This is a genomic window from Seonamhaeicola algicola (assembly GCF_007997385.1).
In the GTDB taxonomy this organism is placed as follows: domain Bacteria; phylum Bacteroidota; class Bacteroidia; order Flavobacteriales; family Flavobacteriaceae; genus Seonamhaeicola; species Seonamhaeicola algicola.
Window position 1 is genome coordinate 234,005 of sequence record NZ_VOSC01000025.1, and the last position, 16,127, is coordinate 250,131.

At 33.5% G+C, this 16,127-nt stretch carries 17 protein-coding genes and 1 riboswitch; all 17 genes read left to right on the forward strand.

Features of this window, described 5'->3' with window-relative positions:
* Positions 1-178 precede the first annotated feature (178 nt).
* The 17 genes from FUA26_RS09695 (at position 179) to FUA26_RS09770 (ending at position 15,992) form a co-directional block, all read left to right on the forward strand.
* Entirely contained in the window at positions 179-565 is a 387-nt protein-coding gene (locus FUA26_RS09695) for a hypothetical protein (protein WP_147135088.1), read from the forward strand.
* A 51-nt stretch (positions 566-616) separates the two neighbouring features.
* On the forward strand, positions 617-1,087 hold the full coding sequence (locus tag FUA26_RS09700) for an Hsp20/alpha crystallin family protein (RefSeq protein ID WP_147135091.1): 471 nt from the start codon (positions 617-619) through the stop codon (positions 1,085-1,087).
* Positions 1,088-1,180: 93 nt separating this feature from the next.
* Positions 1,181-1,594: an RrF2 family transcriptional regulator gene (locus FUA26_RS09705; RefSeq protein ID WP_147135094.1), complete on the forward strand. Its 414-nt coding sequence runs from the start codon at positions 1,181-1,183 to the stop codon at positions 1,592-1,594.
* A 167-nt stretch (positions 1,595-1,761) separates the two neighbouring features.
* Entirely contained in the window at positions 1,762-2,019 is a 258-nt protein-coding gene (locus FUA26_RS09710) for a DUF2061 domain-containing protein (protein ID WP_147135097.1), read from the forward strand.
* Positions 2,020-2,030: 11 nt separating this feature from the next.
* Positions 2,031-2,651, forward strand: coding sequence for a phosphoadenosine phosphosulfate reductase domain-containing protein (locus FUA26_RS09715; protein WP_147135099.1), 621 nt, complete (start codon positions 2,031-2,033; stop codon positions 2,649-2,651).
* Positions 2,652-2,663: 12 nt separating this feature from the next.
* Positions 2,664-3,569: a sulfate adenylyltransferase subunit CysD gene (cysD, locus tag FUA26_RS09720; protein WP_147135102.1), complete on the forward strand. Its 906-nt coding sequence runs from the start codon at positions 2,664-2,666 to the stop codon at positions 3,567-3,569.
* Between the two features lie 81 nt (positions 3,570-3,650).
* Positions 3,651-4,898: a sulfate adenylyltransferase subunit 1 gene (locus tag FUA26_RS09725; protein ID WP_147135104.1), complete on the forward strand. Its 1,248-nt coding sequence runs from the start codon at positions 3,651-3,653 to the stop codon at positions 4,896-4,898.
* Positions 4,899-5,069: 171 nt separating this feature from the next.
* Positions 5,070-7,163, forward strand: a complete 2,094-nt coding sequence (locus FUA26_RS09730; protein WP_147135107.1) for a HEPN domain-containing protein — start codon at positions 5,070-5,072, stop codon at positions 7,161-7,163.
* A 13-nt stretch (positions 7,164-7,176) separates the two neighbouring features.
* Positions 7,177-7,938 (forward strand): uroporphyrinogen-III C-methyltransferase, encoded by a 762-nt coding sequence (gene cobA / locus FUA26_RS09735; RefSeq protein WP_147135109.1) that lies wholly within the window; start codon positions 7,177-7,179, stop codon positions 7,936-7,938.
* A 3-nt stretch (positions 7,939-7,941) separates the two neighbouring features.
* The gene (locus FUA26_RS09740) at positions 7,942-8,532 is read left to right on the forward strand and encodes a precorrin-2 dehydrogenase/sirohydrochlorin ferrochelatase family protein (RefSeq protein ID WP_147135112.1); all 591 of its coding nucleotides are present in this window, start codon (positions 7,942-7,944) and stop codon (positions 8,530-8,532) included.
* The gene (locus FUA26_RS09745; protein ID WP_147135115.1) at positions 8,529-9,584 is read left to right on the forward strand and encodes an NAD(P)/FAD-dependent oxidoreductase; all 1,056 of its coding nucleotides are present in this window, start codon (positions 8,529-8,531) and stop codon (positions 9,582-9,584) included. Before FUA26_RS09740 ends, FUA26_RS09745 begins: the two co-directional genes overlap by 4 nt.
* Before the next feature lie 102 nt (positions 9,585-9,686).
* Positions 9,687-10,427 carry a serine O-acetyltransferase EpsC gene (gene epsC, locus FUA26_RS09750; RefSeq protein WP_147135118.1) on the forward strand — a complete coding sequence of 247 codons (741 nt, stop codon included), beginning with the start codon at positions 9,687-9,689 and terminating at the stop codon, positions 10,425-10,427.
* Positions 10,414-11,304: a cysteine synthase CysM gene (gene cysM, locus FUA26_RS09755; protein WP_147135121.1), complete on the forward strand. Its 891-nt coding sequence runs from the start codon at positions 10,414-10,416 to the stop codon at positions 11,302-11,304. Before epsC ends, cysM begins: the two co-directional genes overlap by 14 nt.
* An 82-nt stretch (positions 11,305-11,386) precedes the next feature.
* Positions 11,387-11,495, forward strand: a riboswitch (SAM riboswitch).
* A 131-nt stretch (positions 11,496-11,626) separates the two neighbouring features.
* Positions 11,627-12,628 (forward strand): homocysteine S-methyltransferase family protein, encoded by a 1,002-nt coding sequence (locus FUA26_RS09760; RefSeq protein ID WP_147135124.1) that lies wholly within the window; start codon positions 11,627-11,629, stop codon positions 12,626-12,628.
* Positions 12,629-12,688: 60 nt separating this feature from the next.
* Positions 12,689-13,045: a four helix bundle protein gene (locus tag FUA26_RS15770; protein WP_222611759.1), complete on the forward strand. Its 357-nt coding sequence runs from the start codon at positions 12,689-12,691 to the stop codon at positions 13,043-13,045.
* Positions 13,046-13,047: 2 nt separating this feature from the next.
* Entirely contained in the window at positions 13,048-15,747 is a 2,700-nt protein-coding gene (gene metH / locus FUA26_RS09765; RefSeq protein ID WP_147135127.1) for a methionine synthase, read from the forward strand.
* 8 nt (positions 15,748-15,755) lie between these two features.
* Positions 15,756-15,992, forward strand: coding sequence for a hypothetical protein (locus tag FUA26_RS09770; protein WP_147135130.1), 237 nt, complete (start codon positions 15,756-15,758; stop codon positions 15,990-15,992).
* Positions 15,993-16,127: the final 135 nt, after the last annotated feature.

Sequence of the window (16,127 nt, forward strand, 5' to 3'; positions counted from 1 at the left end):
AAAACTGACAAATTTTCATTTATGATTTCACATCTTGTTAAAAAAACAGTTGTAAATAGTTTTGGTATTTTTTTTGTTAAAATTATTCTATAAAGATTTGTAGAAAAATCATCTTCTTAGAATAGTTTTAACTACAACCAGTTATTAGTTTTTTGTTTAATTATTATAATTTTTTATTATGGAAATAAATAATTTTAATAAGTATGTGAAAAGCTTAAAATCTCAGCCAATAAATAGCTTTAAGCTTACGCAACTAAAAATGGATTTTGAAAATGATAACCTACTCAAAGTTCAATTAAAAGCACCTTTGCTAAATAATGGCAATTACAAAGTTGATATTTCTAATGGAATTTTAACATTAAAAGTAATGATTGCAAAAATTGAAAGTAATTTTGGTGTTGTTAAAAAGAAACCTGTTTTTGTAGAAAGCTTTTTAGTTTTGCCTAGTTCAGAATTTAGCGAACTTTTGAATGCAAAATTTCATAATAATGAATTAATTATAACAATAGCTAAAAATAATGACATGCCTTTTGTTTCAAGAACAAACGTAGCAGGCGTGGCATAATATTAAAATAATATCTGTTTAATTTTATTTGTTTAACTAAATTTTTTAATCATGAGCAACTTAGTAACAACTCAAAAAAATGGAAGTTTAGCGAAAGCAGATGGGTTTGCTGATTTTCCAGCTTGGTCAAATTGGATTGACAGAATGTTTACATCTGATTTACCGTCAATTATGATGTCAAACTTTAACACGGGTATAACCCTGCCAAAAGTTAATATTAAAGAAACGGCTGATGCCTTTTATGTTGATATGGCAGTGCCAGGAATGAAAAAAGAAGATTTCTCTATTGATTTAGATAATCAAGTATTGTCTATTGCCTCTGAAACGAACAAGGCAGAGGTTGAAGAAAGTTATATCCGTCAAGAATTTGGTTATGCTTCTTTTAAAAGAACATTTTCGTTACCAGAATACATTGAAGAGTCTAAAATAAAAGCAACTTATAATGATGGTATTTTGAGTGTGCACTTGCCTAAAAAAGAAGAAGCCAAACAAAAACCGCCACGTACAATAACAATATCTTAGTTTTAAAAAGTGAATTAAAAGCCTCATTTATTGAGGCTTTTTTATGTTTAATCTAATTTGTATTTAGTTTTTTATTTTATCTATATTAGCAACATGCTATCTAAAAAAACTAAATACGGGCTAAAAGCTTTAACCTTTATTGCTAGAAACGAAGGAGAAAATCCTGTTAGAGTAGGTGAAATTGCTGAGAGCGAAAACATACCACAAAAATTTTTAGAAAGCATTCTTCTAACCTTACGTAAAGCAGGACTTTTAGGATCAAAAAAAGGAAAACACGGTGGTTACTATTTACGAAAAGAACCAGCTGATATTTTAATGACTGATGTTATGCGCGTGCTTGAAGGCCCAATAGCTATGGTGCCATGTGTAAGCTTAAATTTTTACGAAAAGTGCGATGATTGCCCAGACGAACATCAATGCAGCGTGCATAAATTAATGATTGAAGTTAGAGATAGTACGCTTAATGTGTTTAAAAACACAACCTTAGCCGATTTGTCGGGTGTTTAGTATTAGCAAATTCTCAAAATTTAAAAAAATCATTATGTATTTTGGTACGTTAAACCTAAAATAGTTTCATTATTCTAAAAAGTTGTTAATTAGGTTTTTTATCTAAAAAAAAGTTTTACATTTGTAATCCCTATTAAATTGATAGGATTAATATAATAAAACGACAAATGATAGCGCAAATGTTATTAAAAAGTAAAGAAAAATCTACTTACAAAGAAGATACTGCTGGTGAAAAACCAATTAGAAGCGTTGCTAAAGCATTAAGTTGGAGAGTAGTTGGTACTTTAGATACGTTAGTTGTTTCTTATTTTTTAACAGGAAAAATAGCGGTTGCAGCGTCAATTGCATCGGTAGATTTTATTACAAAATTAATTTTATACTTTTTTCATGAACGCGTGTGGAACGCTATTAAATGGGGAAAATAATATATAAAAACATGTTTACAGAAGAACAAATACAAGGTTTAAACAAGGAATTTAAAAACGCTACACCTTCAGAAATTATAAAAAAAGCTTTTGAACTTAATACTAAAGCTGTAGTAACAACAAATTTTAGGCCGTACGAAGCTGCTATATTACATGCAGTTAGTAAAGAGGTTAAAGATATTCCTGTAGTATGGTGTGATACTGGTTATAATACACCGCAAACATATAAACATGCAGAGCAAGTTATTAAAGACTTGAGTTTAAACGTATTCTTGTATGTGCCAAAACAAACAGCCTCACATAGAGATGTGGTTATGGGTATACCAAGTATAGATGATCCAAAACATGCTGAATTTACAGAGCAAGTTAAATTAGAACCATTTAGAAGAGCTATGGAGGCGCATAAGCCAAAAGTGTGGTTTACAAACTTGCGCCAAGGGCAAACAGCTTTTAGAAATAGTATTGATATTTTTAGTTTAAGTGCCGATGGTGTTCTTAAAGTAAGTCCGTTTTACTATTGGTCTGATGAGAAATTAGATGCCTATTTAGAAGAAAATAATTTACCAAACGAATTTAAATATTTTGATCCAACAAAAGCATTAGCAAATAGAGAATGCGGATTGCACGCTTAACAACATAAGATTATGAAGAAAGATACATCATATATTAACGCTTTAGAAAACGAAGCTATTTACATTATTAGAGAAGTAGCTGCTCAGTTTGAAAGACCAGTTTTATTATTCTCAGGAGGAAAAGATTCTATAACACTTGTAAGGTTAGCGCAAAAAGCATTTTATCCGGCAAAAATTCCGTTTCCTTTAATGCACATTGATACAGGACATAATTTCCCTGAAACTATAGAATTTAGAGATAGGCTAGTTGAAGAATTAGGTTTAGAGCTTATTGTTAGAAACGTACAAGATTCTATTGATCAAGGAAAAGTAAAAGAAGAATCTGGCCGTTATGCAAGTAGAAATATGCTGCAAACAACCACACTTTTAGATGCTATTGAAGAATTTAAATTTGATGCTTGTATTGGTGGAGCCCGTAGAGATGAAGAAAAAGCAAGAGCAAAAGAACGTATTTTCTCTGTTCGTGATGATTTTGGGCAATGGGATGAAAAAAACCAAAGACCAGAATTGTTTGATATGTTAAACGGTGAAATTGAATTAGGGCAAAACGTTCGCGTATTCCCAATTTCAAACTGGACAGAGTTAGATGTGTGGTCTTACATTGAAAAAGAAAACATTGAAATTCCGTCAATTTATTTCGCACACAAACGTAAAGTATTCTTAAGAGACGGTATGATTTGGTCTGCTGAAGATGGTATTGTTTATAGAGACGACGAAGAAGAAGTAATTGAAGAAATGGTGCGTTTTAGAACTGTTGGAGACATGAGTTGTACAGCAGCTGTATTGTCTGACGCTACAACTATAAACAAAGTAGTTGAAGAAATTAGAGATTCTTCAATTTCTGAACGTGGTGCCAGAATTGATGATAAACGTTCTGAAGCCGCTATGGAAAAACGTAAACAACAAGGGTATTTTTAATAGACCGATTTGTCATTTCCGCGAAAGCGGAAATCTTTTAAACGAATTAAAATTTAGGCTAAAAGCCAACAACAATATAACATGGAAGTATTAAAAATTGCAACAGCAGGAAGTGTAGATGACGGTAAGAGTACATTAATAGGTAGAATTCTATATGATACAAAATCATTAACTACAGATAAGCTTGAAGCTATTGAAAAAACAAGTAAACAACGTGGGTATGATTATTTAGATTTTTCTTTAGCTACCGATGGTTTAGTGGCAGAAAGAGAACAAGGTATCACCATTGATGTAGCTCATATTTATTTTTCAACAAAAAAGAAAAGTTACATAATAGCAGATACACCTGGGCATGTTGAGTATACACGTAACATGGTAACTGGTGCATCAACATCACAAGCTTCAATTATTTTAATTGATGCCAGAAAAGGTGTTATAGAGCAAACCAATCGTCACTTTTTTATTAATAACTTATTACGCATTAAAGATGTTGTAGTTGCTATTAATAAAATGGATTTAGTTGATTACTCTGAAGAAGTTTACAACAAAATTAAAGCAGATTTTGAAGATTTAATGAGTAAACGAGATTACCAAGGACAAAACATTTCATTTATACCAGTAAGCGCTTTAAAGGGCGATAATGTTGTAAATAAATCTGAAAAAATGTCTTGGTATAAAGGAGAATCATTATTAGAGCATTTAGAAAAATTAGATAAAGCCGATATTTTTAACACAGGCACACCGCGTTTTCCAGTGCAATATGTAATTCGTCCAAAAACTGAAGAGTACCATGATTACAGAGGGTATGCTGGTAAAGTTTATGGTGGTAATTTAAGTGTTGGTGATGAGGTTGTGGTATTACCATCGCAAACAAAATCTAGAATAAAAGATATTTATTTCTACAACGAAAAGTTTGAAACAGCATCAAGACGCTCTTCAGTTACTATAACTTTAGAAGATGATGTAAACGTTAGCAGAGGCGATATGATTGTTAAAGCTGATGATTTACCAACAATTGAAAAGCAATTTACAGCAAATGTATGTTGGATGGATTCTAAGCAATTAACACCAGGTGCAAAATATACAGTACAACATGGTGTAAATAAAGTATTAGCTAAAGTAAATGCTATTCACCATAAAATAAACCCAGACTATTCAGGTATAGAAGAAGATGTAACAGGTATAGGAATGAATGATATTGCTGAGGTTAGCTTCAAATTAAACAAACCTATTTTTTACGATAAATTTAAAGATCACAGAACAAACGGTTCATTTATAATTATAGATCCGCAGTCAAACAGTACAGTTGGTGCAGGTTTTATACAGTAAAATTTAGTTAAAAGTAATAAGTTAAAAGTTAGTCAGCTTTTTAATTTAAAAAGAAATTTATAAACAAGAATAACAAGTTAAAAGCATAAAATATTAAAGTAAAGTGCAAACGTATTAAGTTGTAGCACGGAACTTTAAACCTTATACTTTTCAACTTTAAAACTTATACAAATGCAAAGTTTTGAAACAGAAATAGAAAATCCGGTTGTTCAAAAAGATATAATTGAATTAGCTAAAAAAATTGAATTATTTCACAACGGAAAAATTGATGAAGAAAAATTTAGAAGTCTTCGTTTAGCGCGTGGTGTGTATGGGCAGAGACAAGAAGGCGTTCAAATGATTCGTATTAAAGTGCCTTACGGTAAATTAAAAAGTAATCAATTACGCCGTATTGCTGATGTTTCTGATGAATATTCTCGTGGGCGTTTGCACATAACAACACGTCAAGATATCCAAATTCACTACGTAGATTTAAATAGAACACCAGAGCTTTGGGCAGAACTTGAAAAAGATGAAGTTACCGTGCGTGAAGCTTGTGGTAACGTGGTAAGAAACGTAACTGCTTCTGAAACTGCAGGTATTGATGTTAATGAACCTTTTGATGTATCACCATATGCAGATGCTTTGTATAAATTCTTTTTACGAAACCCAATTTGCCAAGAAATGGGCCGTAAATTTAAAGTGTCTTTCTCGTCTTCTAATGCAGATACAGGTTTATCATATTTACATGATATTGGATACATTGCTAAAGAAAAAAATGGTGTTCGTGGTTTTAAAGTGATGGTAGCTGGCGGACTTGGGTCTCAGCCACGTCATGCCGATGTGTTGTATGATTTTGTTGAAACCGATAAAATCATCCCAATAATGGAAGGTGTTTTAAGAATTTTTGATCGTTACGGTGAGCGTAAAAGTCGTGCCAAAGCAAGAATGAAATTCTTAGTAAAAGATATAGGTTTAGAAGCATTTAAAGAACTAATTGATAACGAACAAAAAGCCATAGAGTTTAAAAGTGTTCCAATTGATGCCAATGCTTACGTAGCATCTAAACCAGTTCAAGTTGAAGCACCTAAAGTTGAAATTAAAAACGAAGAAGCGTTCAATTTATGGAAATCTACAAACCTAATACCTCAAAAGCAAGCAGGTTATGTTGCTATTGGTATTAAAGTTTTATTAGGTGATTTCTATACAGATAAAGCACGTTTATTAGCCAAATTAGTAGATAATTATGCAGCTGGCGAAGTGCGTTTAACATTACGCCAAAACATAGTAATTCCTTTTGTTAAAGAAGAATTAGTGCCATTTTTCTATCAAGAATTAGAAAAGTTAGGTTTTGTAGAGGCAGGTTACAACAAAGCAGTTGATATTACAGCATGCCCAGGTACAGATACATGTAATTTAGGTATTGCAAGTAGTACAGGAATTGCCGAAGAGTTAGAGCGCGTTATAAAAACCGAATATCCGCAATATTTAAAAAACGAAGATTTAGTTATTAAAATTAGTGGTTGTATGAATGCTTGTGGGCAACACAATATGGCAAATATTGGTTTCCAAGGTATGACAGTGCGCACACCAGATAAATTAGTGGCGCCCGCTTTACAAGTGCTTTTAGGTGGAGGAAACCAAGGAGATGGAAATGCAACTTTTGCTGATAAAGTTGTAAAAGTACCAAGTAGAAGAGGGCCTGAAGCTTTACGAAGAATTTTAAATGATTATGAAGCTAATGCAAACGGAAAACAGTTTGTTGAGTACTATTTAGAGAAAGGACAGAAATATTTTTACGACTTCTTACAAGACTTACAAGACGCAACCAATTTAACAGAATTAGATTTTATTGATTGGGGTACAGAAGAAAAGTACGTTAAAGCTATTGGTGTAGGTGAATGTGCCGGTGTAGTTATAGATTTAATTGCTACATTGTTTTTTGAAAGCGAAGAGAAAATAGATAATGCTAAAGAATCTTTTGAAAATGAAGTATATTCGGGGGCAATCTATTTAGCATATCAGTCGTTTGTAAATTCTGCCAAGGCACTATTGCTAGCAGAAAACAAAAAAACAAACACACATGCAGGTATTATTTCACAGTTTGATGAAGTTTTTGTTGAAAGCGAAAAAATTAATTTAGGAGCATCTTTTTCTGATATAATTTATCAAATAAATAAAAATGCGCCGTCTAAAGAATTTGCTATAAACTACATTGCTAGTGCCGAAAAATTCTTAGCTGCAGTAAGAGCTTTTAGAGAAGCTGAACAAACTAAAACTGCTTAAGCAATAAAATAAAATGAGTATAAAAACCCCAATATTAACAGTTGTAGGCGCGGGCCCAGGTGATGAAGATTTAATAACACTTAAAGCAATTAAGGCTATAGAATCTGCAAACGTTATCCTATATGATGCGCTTATAAATGAAAGTTTACTAAAATATGCTTCTGCTGATGCAGAACTTATTTTTGTAGGTAAACGTAGGGGTTGCTATGCGTTTCAGCAAGAGCAAATAAATGAACTCATTGTATCAAAAGCCAAAGAAAAAGGTCATGTTGTAAGGTTAAAAGGTGGTGATCCATTTATTTTTGGTCGTGGTGCCGAAGAAATTGACTATGTGAGACAATTTGGGTTAGAAACTTTTGTGGTTCCTGGCATTTCGTCATCAATTGCGGTGCCGGCATATCAAGGTATTCCGTTAACAAAACGTGGCGCAGCCGAAAGTTTTTGGGTAATTACAGGCACAACCAAACAACATAAATTATCTAATGATGTTGCTTTAGCTGCAAAATCAACGGCCACAATAGTTATTTTAATGGGTATGGGTAAGCTAGGTGAAATAGTAAACATATTTTCAAAAGAAAATAAACAAAACACACCCATTGCTATTATTCAAAATGGTACGCGAGATAACGAAAGTGTAGGGATTGGCACTATTCAAACCATAGAAAAAATTGTTGAAGAAAAACAATTAGCAAACCCAGCAATTATTGTTATTGGAGATGTTGTAAAAGAAAGAGCAATATTAACTCAGGTTTACCAAGAAGTAACTGGAAATTAAATTATGGAACGCAATAATTTATACCCTATTTTTTTAAAGGTAAAACAGCTTAATGTACTAATTATTGGCGGTGGTAATGTTGCTGAAGAAAAATTAACGTTCTTATTAAAGTCTAGTCCAGATGCTTGTGTAACAATGGTGTCACCAATGTTTAGAAACGGCACTGTATATTTAGCAAAAAAAGGTAATGTTACACTAATAAATGATGTTTATAAAAAAGACTATTTACAAGGGCAACACATGGTAGTTGCTACTACCGATGTTCCAGAGGTAAATGTACAAGTGTATAAAGATTGTAGGGCAGAAGCTAAATTGGTAAACGTAGCAGATAACCCGCCCTATTGCGATTTTTACATGGGTGGTATTGTTACCAAAGGCAACGTTAAAGTGGCAATAAGTACCAATGGGAAATCGCCAACAATGGCAAAAAGATTACGACAGTTTTTTGAGGAAGTCATTCCTGAAAACATTGATGATCTTGTGAAAAATTTAAATGAATATAGAAAAACAATAAAAGGGGATTTTGAAGAAAAAGTTGAAAAACTTAATGAATTCACCAAAGGAATAATTGAAAACAAAGATTCAGAGAAATGATTAAAACAGATATAATAATAATTGGAGCAGGCCCAACAGGGTTATTCACAGTATTCGAAGCTGGATTATTAAAACTAAAATGCCATTTAATTGATGCATTGCCACAACCAGGTGGACAGTGCTCTGAGTTATATCCAAAAAAGCCTATTTATGATATTCCAGGGTTTCCTGAAATTTTAGCAGGCGATTTAACAAAAAACTTACTAGAACAAGGTAAGCAATTCGAGCCTGGATTTACTTTAGGCGAGCGTGCTGATACTATTGAAAAACAAGAAGACGGTTCGTTTATTGTTACAACAAATAAAGGAACGCAACACCAAGCGCCAGTGGTAGCAATTGCTAGTGGTTTAGGTAGTTTTGAGCCACGTAAACCACAACTTGAAAACCTTGCCGATTATGAAGATAAAGGTGTAGAGTACATGATAAAAGAGCCAGAAATGTACCGCGATAAAAATGTGGTAATTGCTGGTGGAGGTGACTCTGCTTTAGATTGGAGTATCTTTCTAGCCGATGTTGCAAAAAGTGTAACATTAGTACACCGCCGTAATGAATTTAGAGGGCACTTAGATTCTGTTGAAAAAGTTGGAGAATTAAAAAGAGAAGGGAAAATAAACCTTATTACACCTGCCGAAGTAACAAATATTTTAGGCAACGGTAAAGTTGAAGCTATTGAAATTACAAAACAAGGTGAAGCTCCTTATACTTTAGAAACCGATCATTTTATTCCACTATTTGGCTTATCGCCAAAACTAGGTCCAATAGCAAACTGGGGCTTAGAAATTGAAAAAAATGCTATTAAAGTTAATAATGCTTTAGATTATCAAACTAACATTCCAGGTATTTTCGCCATAGGCGATGGTAATTATTACCCAGGAAAGTTAAAGTTAATACTTTGTGGTTTCCACGAAGCAACAATTATGTGTCAAGCAGCATATAAAATTATCAATCCTGGTAAAAAATTCGTATTAAAATATACAACAGTTTCAGGTGTAGATGGTTTTGATGGTACACGTAAAGAAGCCCCAAAAGCAGTAGTGCAAGCTATAGATTAAAACGTTCAGTAAAATACTATAAAATTAAATCCTGCAAGGCTTCATTTACCTTGTAGGATTTAATATTTTTGAAACATACGTTTCTTTATAAATAATAAACTAATGAAAAGTTACAACGTTTGTTTAAAAGACACCGTTAAAACATTTACTAAAAAATTGTTTTATTCGTTGTTTGATTGTGAACAGGAAGAAGAACACGGTAAATATTTAGAAAAAACGTTTTTAAAAGTTCTAAAAAAATTGAACGTTGAAAACGCCGAACAAATTTGGAAAACCTTTAAAACTAACTTGCCCGATATTAGAAGGCGGTTAGATTTAGATGCTATTGCTTTTGAAAACAATGATCCTGCATCACACAGTTTAGAAGAAATTTATTTGGCTTACCCAGGCTTTCATGCCATTTCAATTTACCGTTTAAGTCATGCGCTTTACAAATTGAAAGTGCCAATTTTACCAAGAATGATGAGTGAATATATTCATGGTATTACAGGTATTGATATTCATCCAGGGGCAACCATTAATGATTCTTTTTATATAGATCATGGAACAGGTATTGTAATTGGAGAAACTTCAATAATTGGTAAAAATGTAAAAATTTATCAAGGTGTAACATTGGGGGGCATATCGGTGGCTAAAAGTTTAGCATCAACAAAACGGCATCCTACCATTCAAGATAATGTATGCATTTATGCAAATGCAACCGTTTTAGGGGGCGATATTGTTATAGGAGCAAACAGTATTATTGGTGCCAATGTTTGGATAACACAATCAGTTCCTGAAAATTCATTAGTAACGTATCAAACCGAAATAAAAATCAGACCAAAAAAAAATGGCATTAAATAACACAATTATTGATTTTATAGGCAATACGCCTTTAGTTGATGCTAGTCATTTAGTGTCTAAAAAAGACGTAACATTACTTTTGAAATTAGAAGGTAATAACCCTGGAGGTAGTGTTAAAGATCGGCCTGCTTTTAATATGATTAATGAAGCGTTAAAACGTGGCGATATTAAAAAAGGAGATACGTTGGTTGAAGCAACTAGTGGTAATACAGGTATTGCTTTGGCATTATTTGCGCAAGTTTTAGGGTTGAATATGGTACTTGTTATGCCCGAAAATTCTACCGAAGAACGCGTTAAAACTATGAGAGCTTACGGTGCTGAAGTAATTTTAACGTCATCAGATGTTGGAATTGAAGGCTCACGAGATTTAGCATTCAAATTACGAGATGAAAAAGGTTACACGCTTTTAAATCAGTTTGAAAATGACGATAATTGGAAAGGGCATTACAAAACCACAGGGCCTGAAATTTGGAATGATACTAATGGCAAAGTCACCCATTTTGTGTCTGCCATGGGAACCACAGGAACTATTATGGGGGTTTCAACCTATTTAAAAGAAAAGAATAAAAATATAACCATTGTTGGCGCGCAACCCGATGATAATTCTAGAATTCCGGGTATTCGTAAATGGCCAGAAGAATATGTGCCTAAATTTTTTAATAGAAATAAAGTAGATCAGGTTATTGAAGTTACACAAGCACATGCAAAAGCTACAACCCAACGTTTAGCTAAAGAAGCCGGCGTTTTTGCTGGTATGAGCAGTGGCGGCTCAGTGTATTGTGCGTCGCAAGTAGCAAAATCTATTGATAAAGGTGTTATTGTTGCTATTATTTGTGATAGGGGTGATAGATATCTATCATCAGATTTGTTTGAATAATAGAAATTTAATTAAATAGGAAAACAAAAATATAGTTAGTATTTTTGTGCTCCAAACTAGGTATGAGTTCTTAAATGTAATATTGTTATCAAGAAAGGTAGAGGGAATAGACCCAATGAAACCTTGGCAACCCTTTAACTTGTAAAGAAGGTGCTAAATTCTACTAATTCATAAAATTAGGAAGATAACGAAGCGTTTTTCTATTTGCTTTTCACGATAACTTACAGAACAATAATAAAACATATCAATCTTAACGCGCTTAGGTTTGATATTAAATAAATTCATTCTGTTGATTTGTCTTCAGATGAAAAATGCAAACGAAATGTCAGATATTAGAAAGGCTTTACAAAACCGTATTTTGGTGTTAGATGGTGCCATGGGAACCATGCTACAGCAGTATAAATTCACCGAAGATGATTTTAGAGGCGAACGCTTTAAAGATTACCCTATACCGCTACAAGGAAACAACGATTTGTTGTCTATCACACAACCCGAAGCTATAAAAACCATTCACGCAAAGTATTTCGATGCCGGTGCCGATATTATTGAAACCAATACCTTTTCGGGTACAACCATTGCTATGGCCGATTATCAAATGGAAGATTTGGTTTACGAACTTAACTACGAATCTGCTAAAATAGCCAAAGAAGTTGCTGTAGAATTCACAAAAAAAGAACCGCATAAACCACGTTTTGTAGCAGGTTCAATTGGGCCAACAAACCGTACAGCAAGTATGTCGCCCGATGTAAACGATCCGGGTTACAGAGCCGTAACGTTTAATGAATTACGAATAGCATACAAACAACAAGTTGAAGCTTTAATGGATGGTGGTGCAGATATTTTATTAGTTGAAACCGTTTTCGATACATTAAATGCAAAAGCAGCTTTGTTTGCAATAGAAGAAGTAAAGGACGAAAGAAATTTAGATATTCCAATTATGCTTAGTGGTACCATTACCGATGCTTCAGGGCGAACTTTATCAGGCCAAACCGCCGAAGCGTTTTTAATTTCGGTGTCGCATGTGCCATTGCTTTCTATTGGGTTTAATTGTGCTTTAGGAGCTAATTTGTTACAGCCACATTTAGAGGCCATTGCCAATAAAACCGAATTTGCAATTTCGGCACATCCAAATGCAGGTTTACCTAATGCTTTTGGTGAGTACGATGAATCTCCAGAAGAAATGGGCGAGCAAATTGAAGCTTACTTAAAAAAGAATTTAATAAATATTATTGGTGGTTGTTGTGGTACAAGTCCAGAACATATTCGCGTTATAGCTAATATTGCGGCGAAATATAAACCGAGGGAATCGGTTGTTAGTTGTTAGTTGTCAGTTAGAAGTGATTAGTTATTAAATATCGACAACTAAAATAGAATAATTTAAAAAATGAAATCATATCGAGATTTAGATGTATGTGAGGAAGCCAGAAAATTGGTTAGTATTGTATATGCATCAACTCAAGAATATCCTAAAGAAGAAATTTACGGAATAGTAAGCCAAATGAGAAGGTGTGCAATTTCTATCCCTTCAAATATAGCAGAAGGATGTGGTAGGCAATCTTCAAAAGAAACAATACATTTTCTATATATTTCAAGAGGTTCTTTATATGAGTTAGAAACACAATCTTTTTTGTCTAAAGATTTAAATTTTCTTTCTGAAGAAAAACTAAATAAAATATTAGAACAAATAGAAGCTTGTATGAAGTTGCTTAACGGATTTATCAACTATTACAAGAAGTTATAAGCATGGATACAACAAGTAACAAGCAACGAACAACAATTAACCAAAGTCGTTATATGAAGTTATCTGGTTTAGAGCCTTTGGTTTTAAACGAAAACAGCAACTTTATAAATGTAGGTGAGCGAACTAACGTAGCAGGTTCACGTAAATTTTTACGCTTAATTAAAGAAGAAAAATTTGATGAAGCTTTAGATATAGCACGTCATCAAGTAGATGGCGGTGCGCAAATTATCGATATTAATATGGACGACGGACTTATAGACGGTAAAGAGTCTATGGTTCGTTTTTTAAATCTTATTGCCGCAGAACCAGATATTTGTCGTGTGCCAATAATGATTGATAGTTCTAAGTGGGAAATTATCGAAGCTGGGCTTCAAGTAGTACAAGGTAAATGTGTGGTAAATTCCATTTCGTTAAAAGAAGGCGAAGAAAAATTTATTTGGGAAGCCAAACAAATAAAACGCTACGGTGCCGCAGTAATTGTAATGGCTTTTGACGAAGTTGGGCAAGCCGATAATTATGAAAGACGCATTGAAATAGCCGAACGATCTTACGATGTTCTGGTAAACAAAGTAGGTTTTCCATCAGAAGATATCATTTTCGATTTAAATATTTTTCCGGTAGCAACCGGTATGGAAGAGCATCGCAAAAACGCTATCGATTTTATTGAAGCAACCCGATGGGTGCGTCAAAATCTTGAAAATGTTAGTGTAAGTGGAGGTGTAAGTAACGTGTCGTTCTCGTTTAGAGGAAACAATGCGGTTCGCGAAGCAATGCATTCCGTATTTTTATATTATGCTATTCAAGCAGGTATGAATATGGGTATTGTAAACCCAACTATGTTGGAAGTTTACGACGATATTCCTAAAGATTTATTAGAGCATGTTGAAGATGTTATTTTAGACAGAAGAGACGATGCTACCGAACGTTTGCTAGAATTTGCTGAAACTGTAAAAGGCTCAAAAGCCGAAAAAACAGTCGATTTATCTTGGCGAGAAAACCCGTTACAAGAAAGAATTACGCATGCTTTAGTAAAAGGTTTAGATGCTTTTATTATTGAAGATATTGAACAAGCGCGACAAGAATCCGAAAAACCAATTGATGTTATTGAAGGCCATTTAATGATTGGTATGAATGTGGTTGGCGATTTGTTTGGCGAAGGTAAAATGTTCTTACCACAAGTAGTAAAATCGGCACGTGTAATGAAAAAGGCCGTGGCTTACTTAAATCCTTTTATTGAAGCCGAAAAAACTGAAGACTCAGAGCCTGTTGGTAAAATTTTAATGGCAACAGTAAAAGGCGATGTGCACGATATTGGTAAAAATATTGTAAGTGTGGTGCTGGCCTGTAATAACTACGAAATTGTAGATTTAGGCGTTATGGTGCCACCAGAAAAAATTATTGAAACAGCCATAAAAGAGCGTGTTGATGCTATTGGTTTGTCTGGTTTAATTACACCATCGTTAGATGAAATGGTGTATTTAGCTAAAGAAATGCAACGCGAAAATTTCGACATTCCATTGTTAATAGGTGGTGCAACAACATCTAAAGCGCATACGGCTGTAAAAATAGATACGCAGTATAAAAACGCGGTAGTTCATGTAAATGATGCGTCTAGGGCGGTAACAGTAGTGGGTGATTTGTTAAACAAACAAACAGCACATGAATATGTTGCTAAACTTAAACAAGATTACGACGAATTTAGGACTAAGTTTTTAAAACGAGGTAAAGAGAAATCGTATATAACTATAAACGAAGCTAGAGCGCGTAAATATAACATCGATTGGGAAACTTCCGAAATTGTAAAGCCCAAAGCTATGGGAGTGCAAATGTTTAAGCAATTAAGCTTAAAAGAATTGTTGCCGTTTATAGATTGGAGTCCGTTTTTTAGAAGTTGGGATTTGCACGGTAAATATCCAAATATTTTAAAAGATGATGTTGTTGGCGAGCAAGCTACAGTGCTTTTTAATGAAGCACAAGACATGATTCAAGACATTATAGCTAAACAACTATTAAAACCTAAAGCGGTTTTCGGTTTGTTTGAAGCTAATACCATAAACGATGATGATATTTCTGTTAAAAAGAAGGGTGAAGAAATTGCCGTTTTTAGAACATTAAGACAGCAATTAAAAAAACGAGAAGGTATACCAAATCATGCTTTAGCCGATTTCATTGCACCAGAAAGTTCTGGAAAAACCGATTATATTGGCGCATTCTGTGTTGCTATTTTCGGGGCTCAAGAATTAGCCGAAAGTTATAAAGCTAAAGACGATGATTATAGCGCCATTATGGCACAGGCCATTGCAGATAGATTTGCTGAAGCTTTTGCCGAATATTTGCATAAGGAAGTAAGAACAAAACATTGGGGTTATGCTGAAAATGAAGATTTAACCAACGACGATTTAATTAAAGAAAGCTATAAAGGCATTCGTCCAGCACCAGGATATCCTGCGTGTCCAGATCATTTAGAAAAAGAAACCATTTGGGAATTGCTGGAGGTTGAAAAAATTATTGGCGTAACGCTAACAGAAAGTTTAGCCATGTGGCCAGCAGCTGCGGTTTCGGGGTATTATTTTGCAAATTCTGAAGCAAAGTATTTTGGTTTAGGTAAAATAACCGATGACCAAGTTAAAGATTATGCAGAGCGAAAAGGTATAGCTTTAGAGAAAGCTAGAAAATGGTTGCACCCCAATTTAGCAGATTAGAAAATAAGATGAAATTTATAGAGTTAACTTTAGGAAGCCATATGGTATGCCATGGTTTTGATGAAAATAATAAAGAAATATTAGAACGTGTTGATTTAGATGGTTTTTCAAAAAAGTTGGTTGCTGTTTCTAGAATAAAATCGGTGAGTGAAAAATATATTTTAATCGATTATTTAGATGGTAGATGGGTGTATTGGGAATATGAAGATGATTACGAAACGGTAAAAAATTTATTGAATGGTTAACTTAACAATTTGTTGCTTTTTCGGTAACAAATTGAAGCTTTACAAATAAGAATTTTGCAGCAAAAAAACGATGAAAATGAATAGACTTAAATTTTCTGCAGAGGTTAAATTTTTTATTCAGCTTTTAATGTTAAC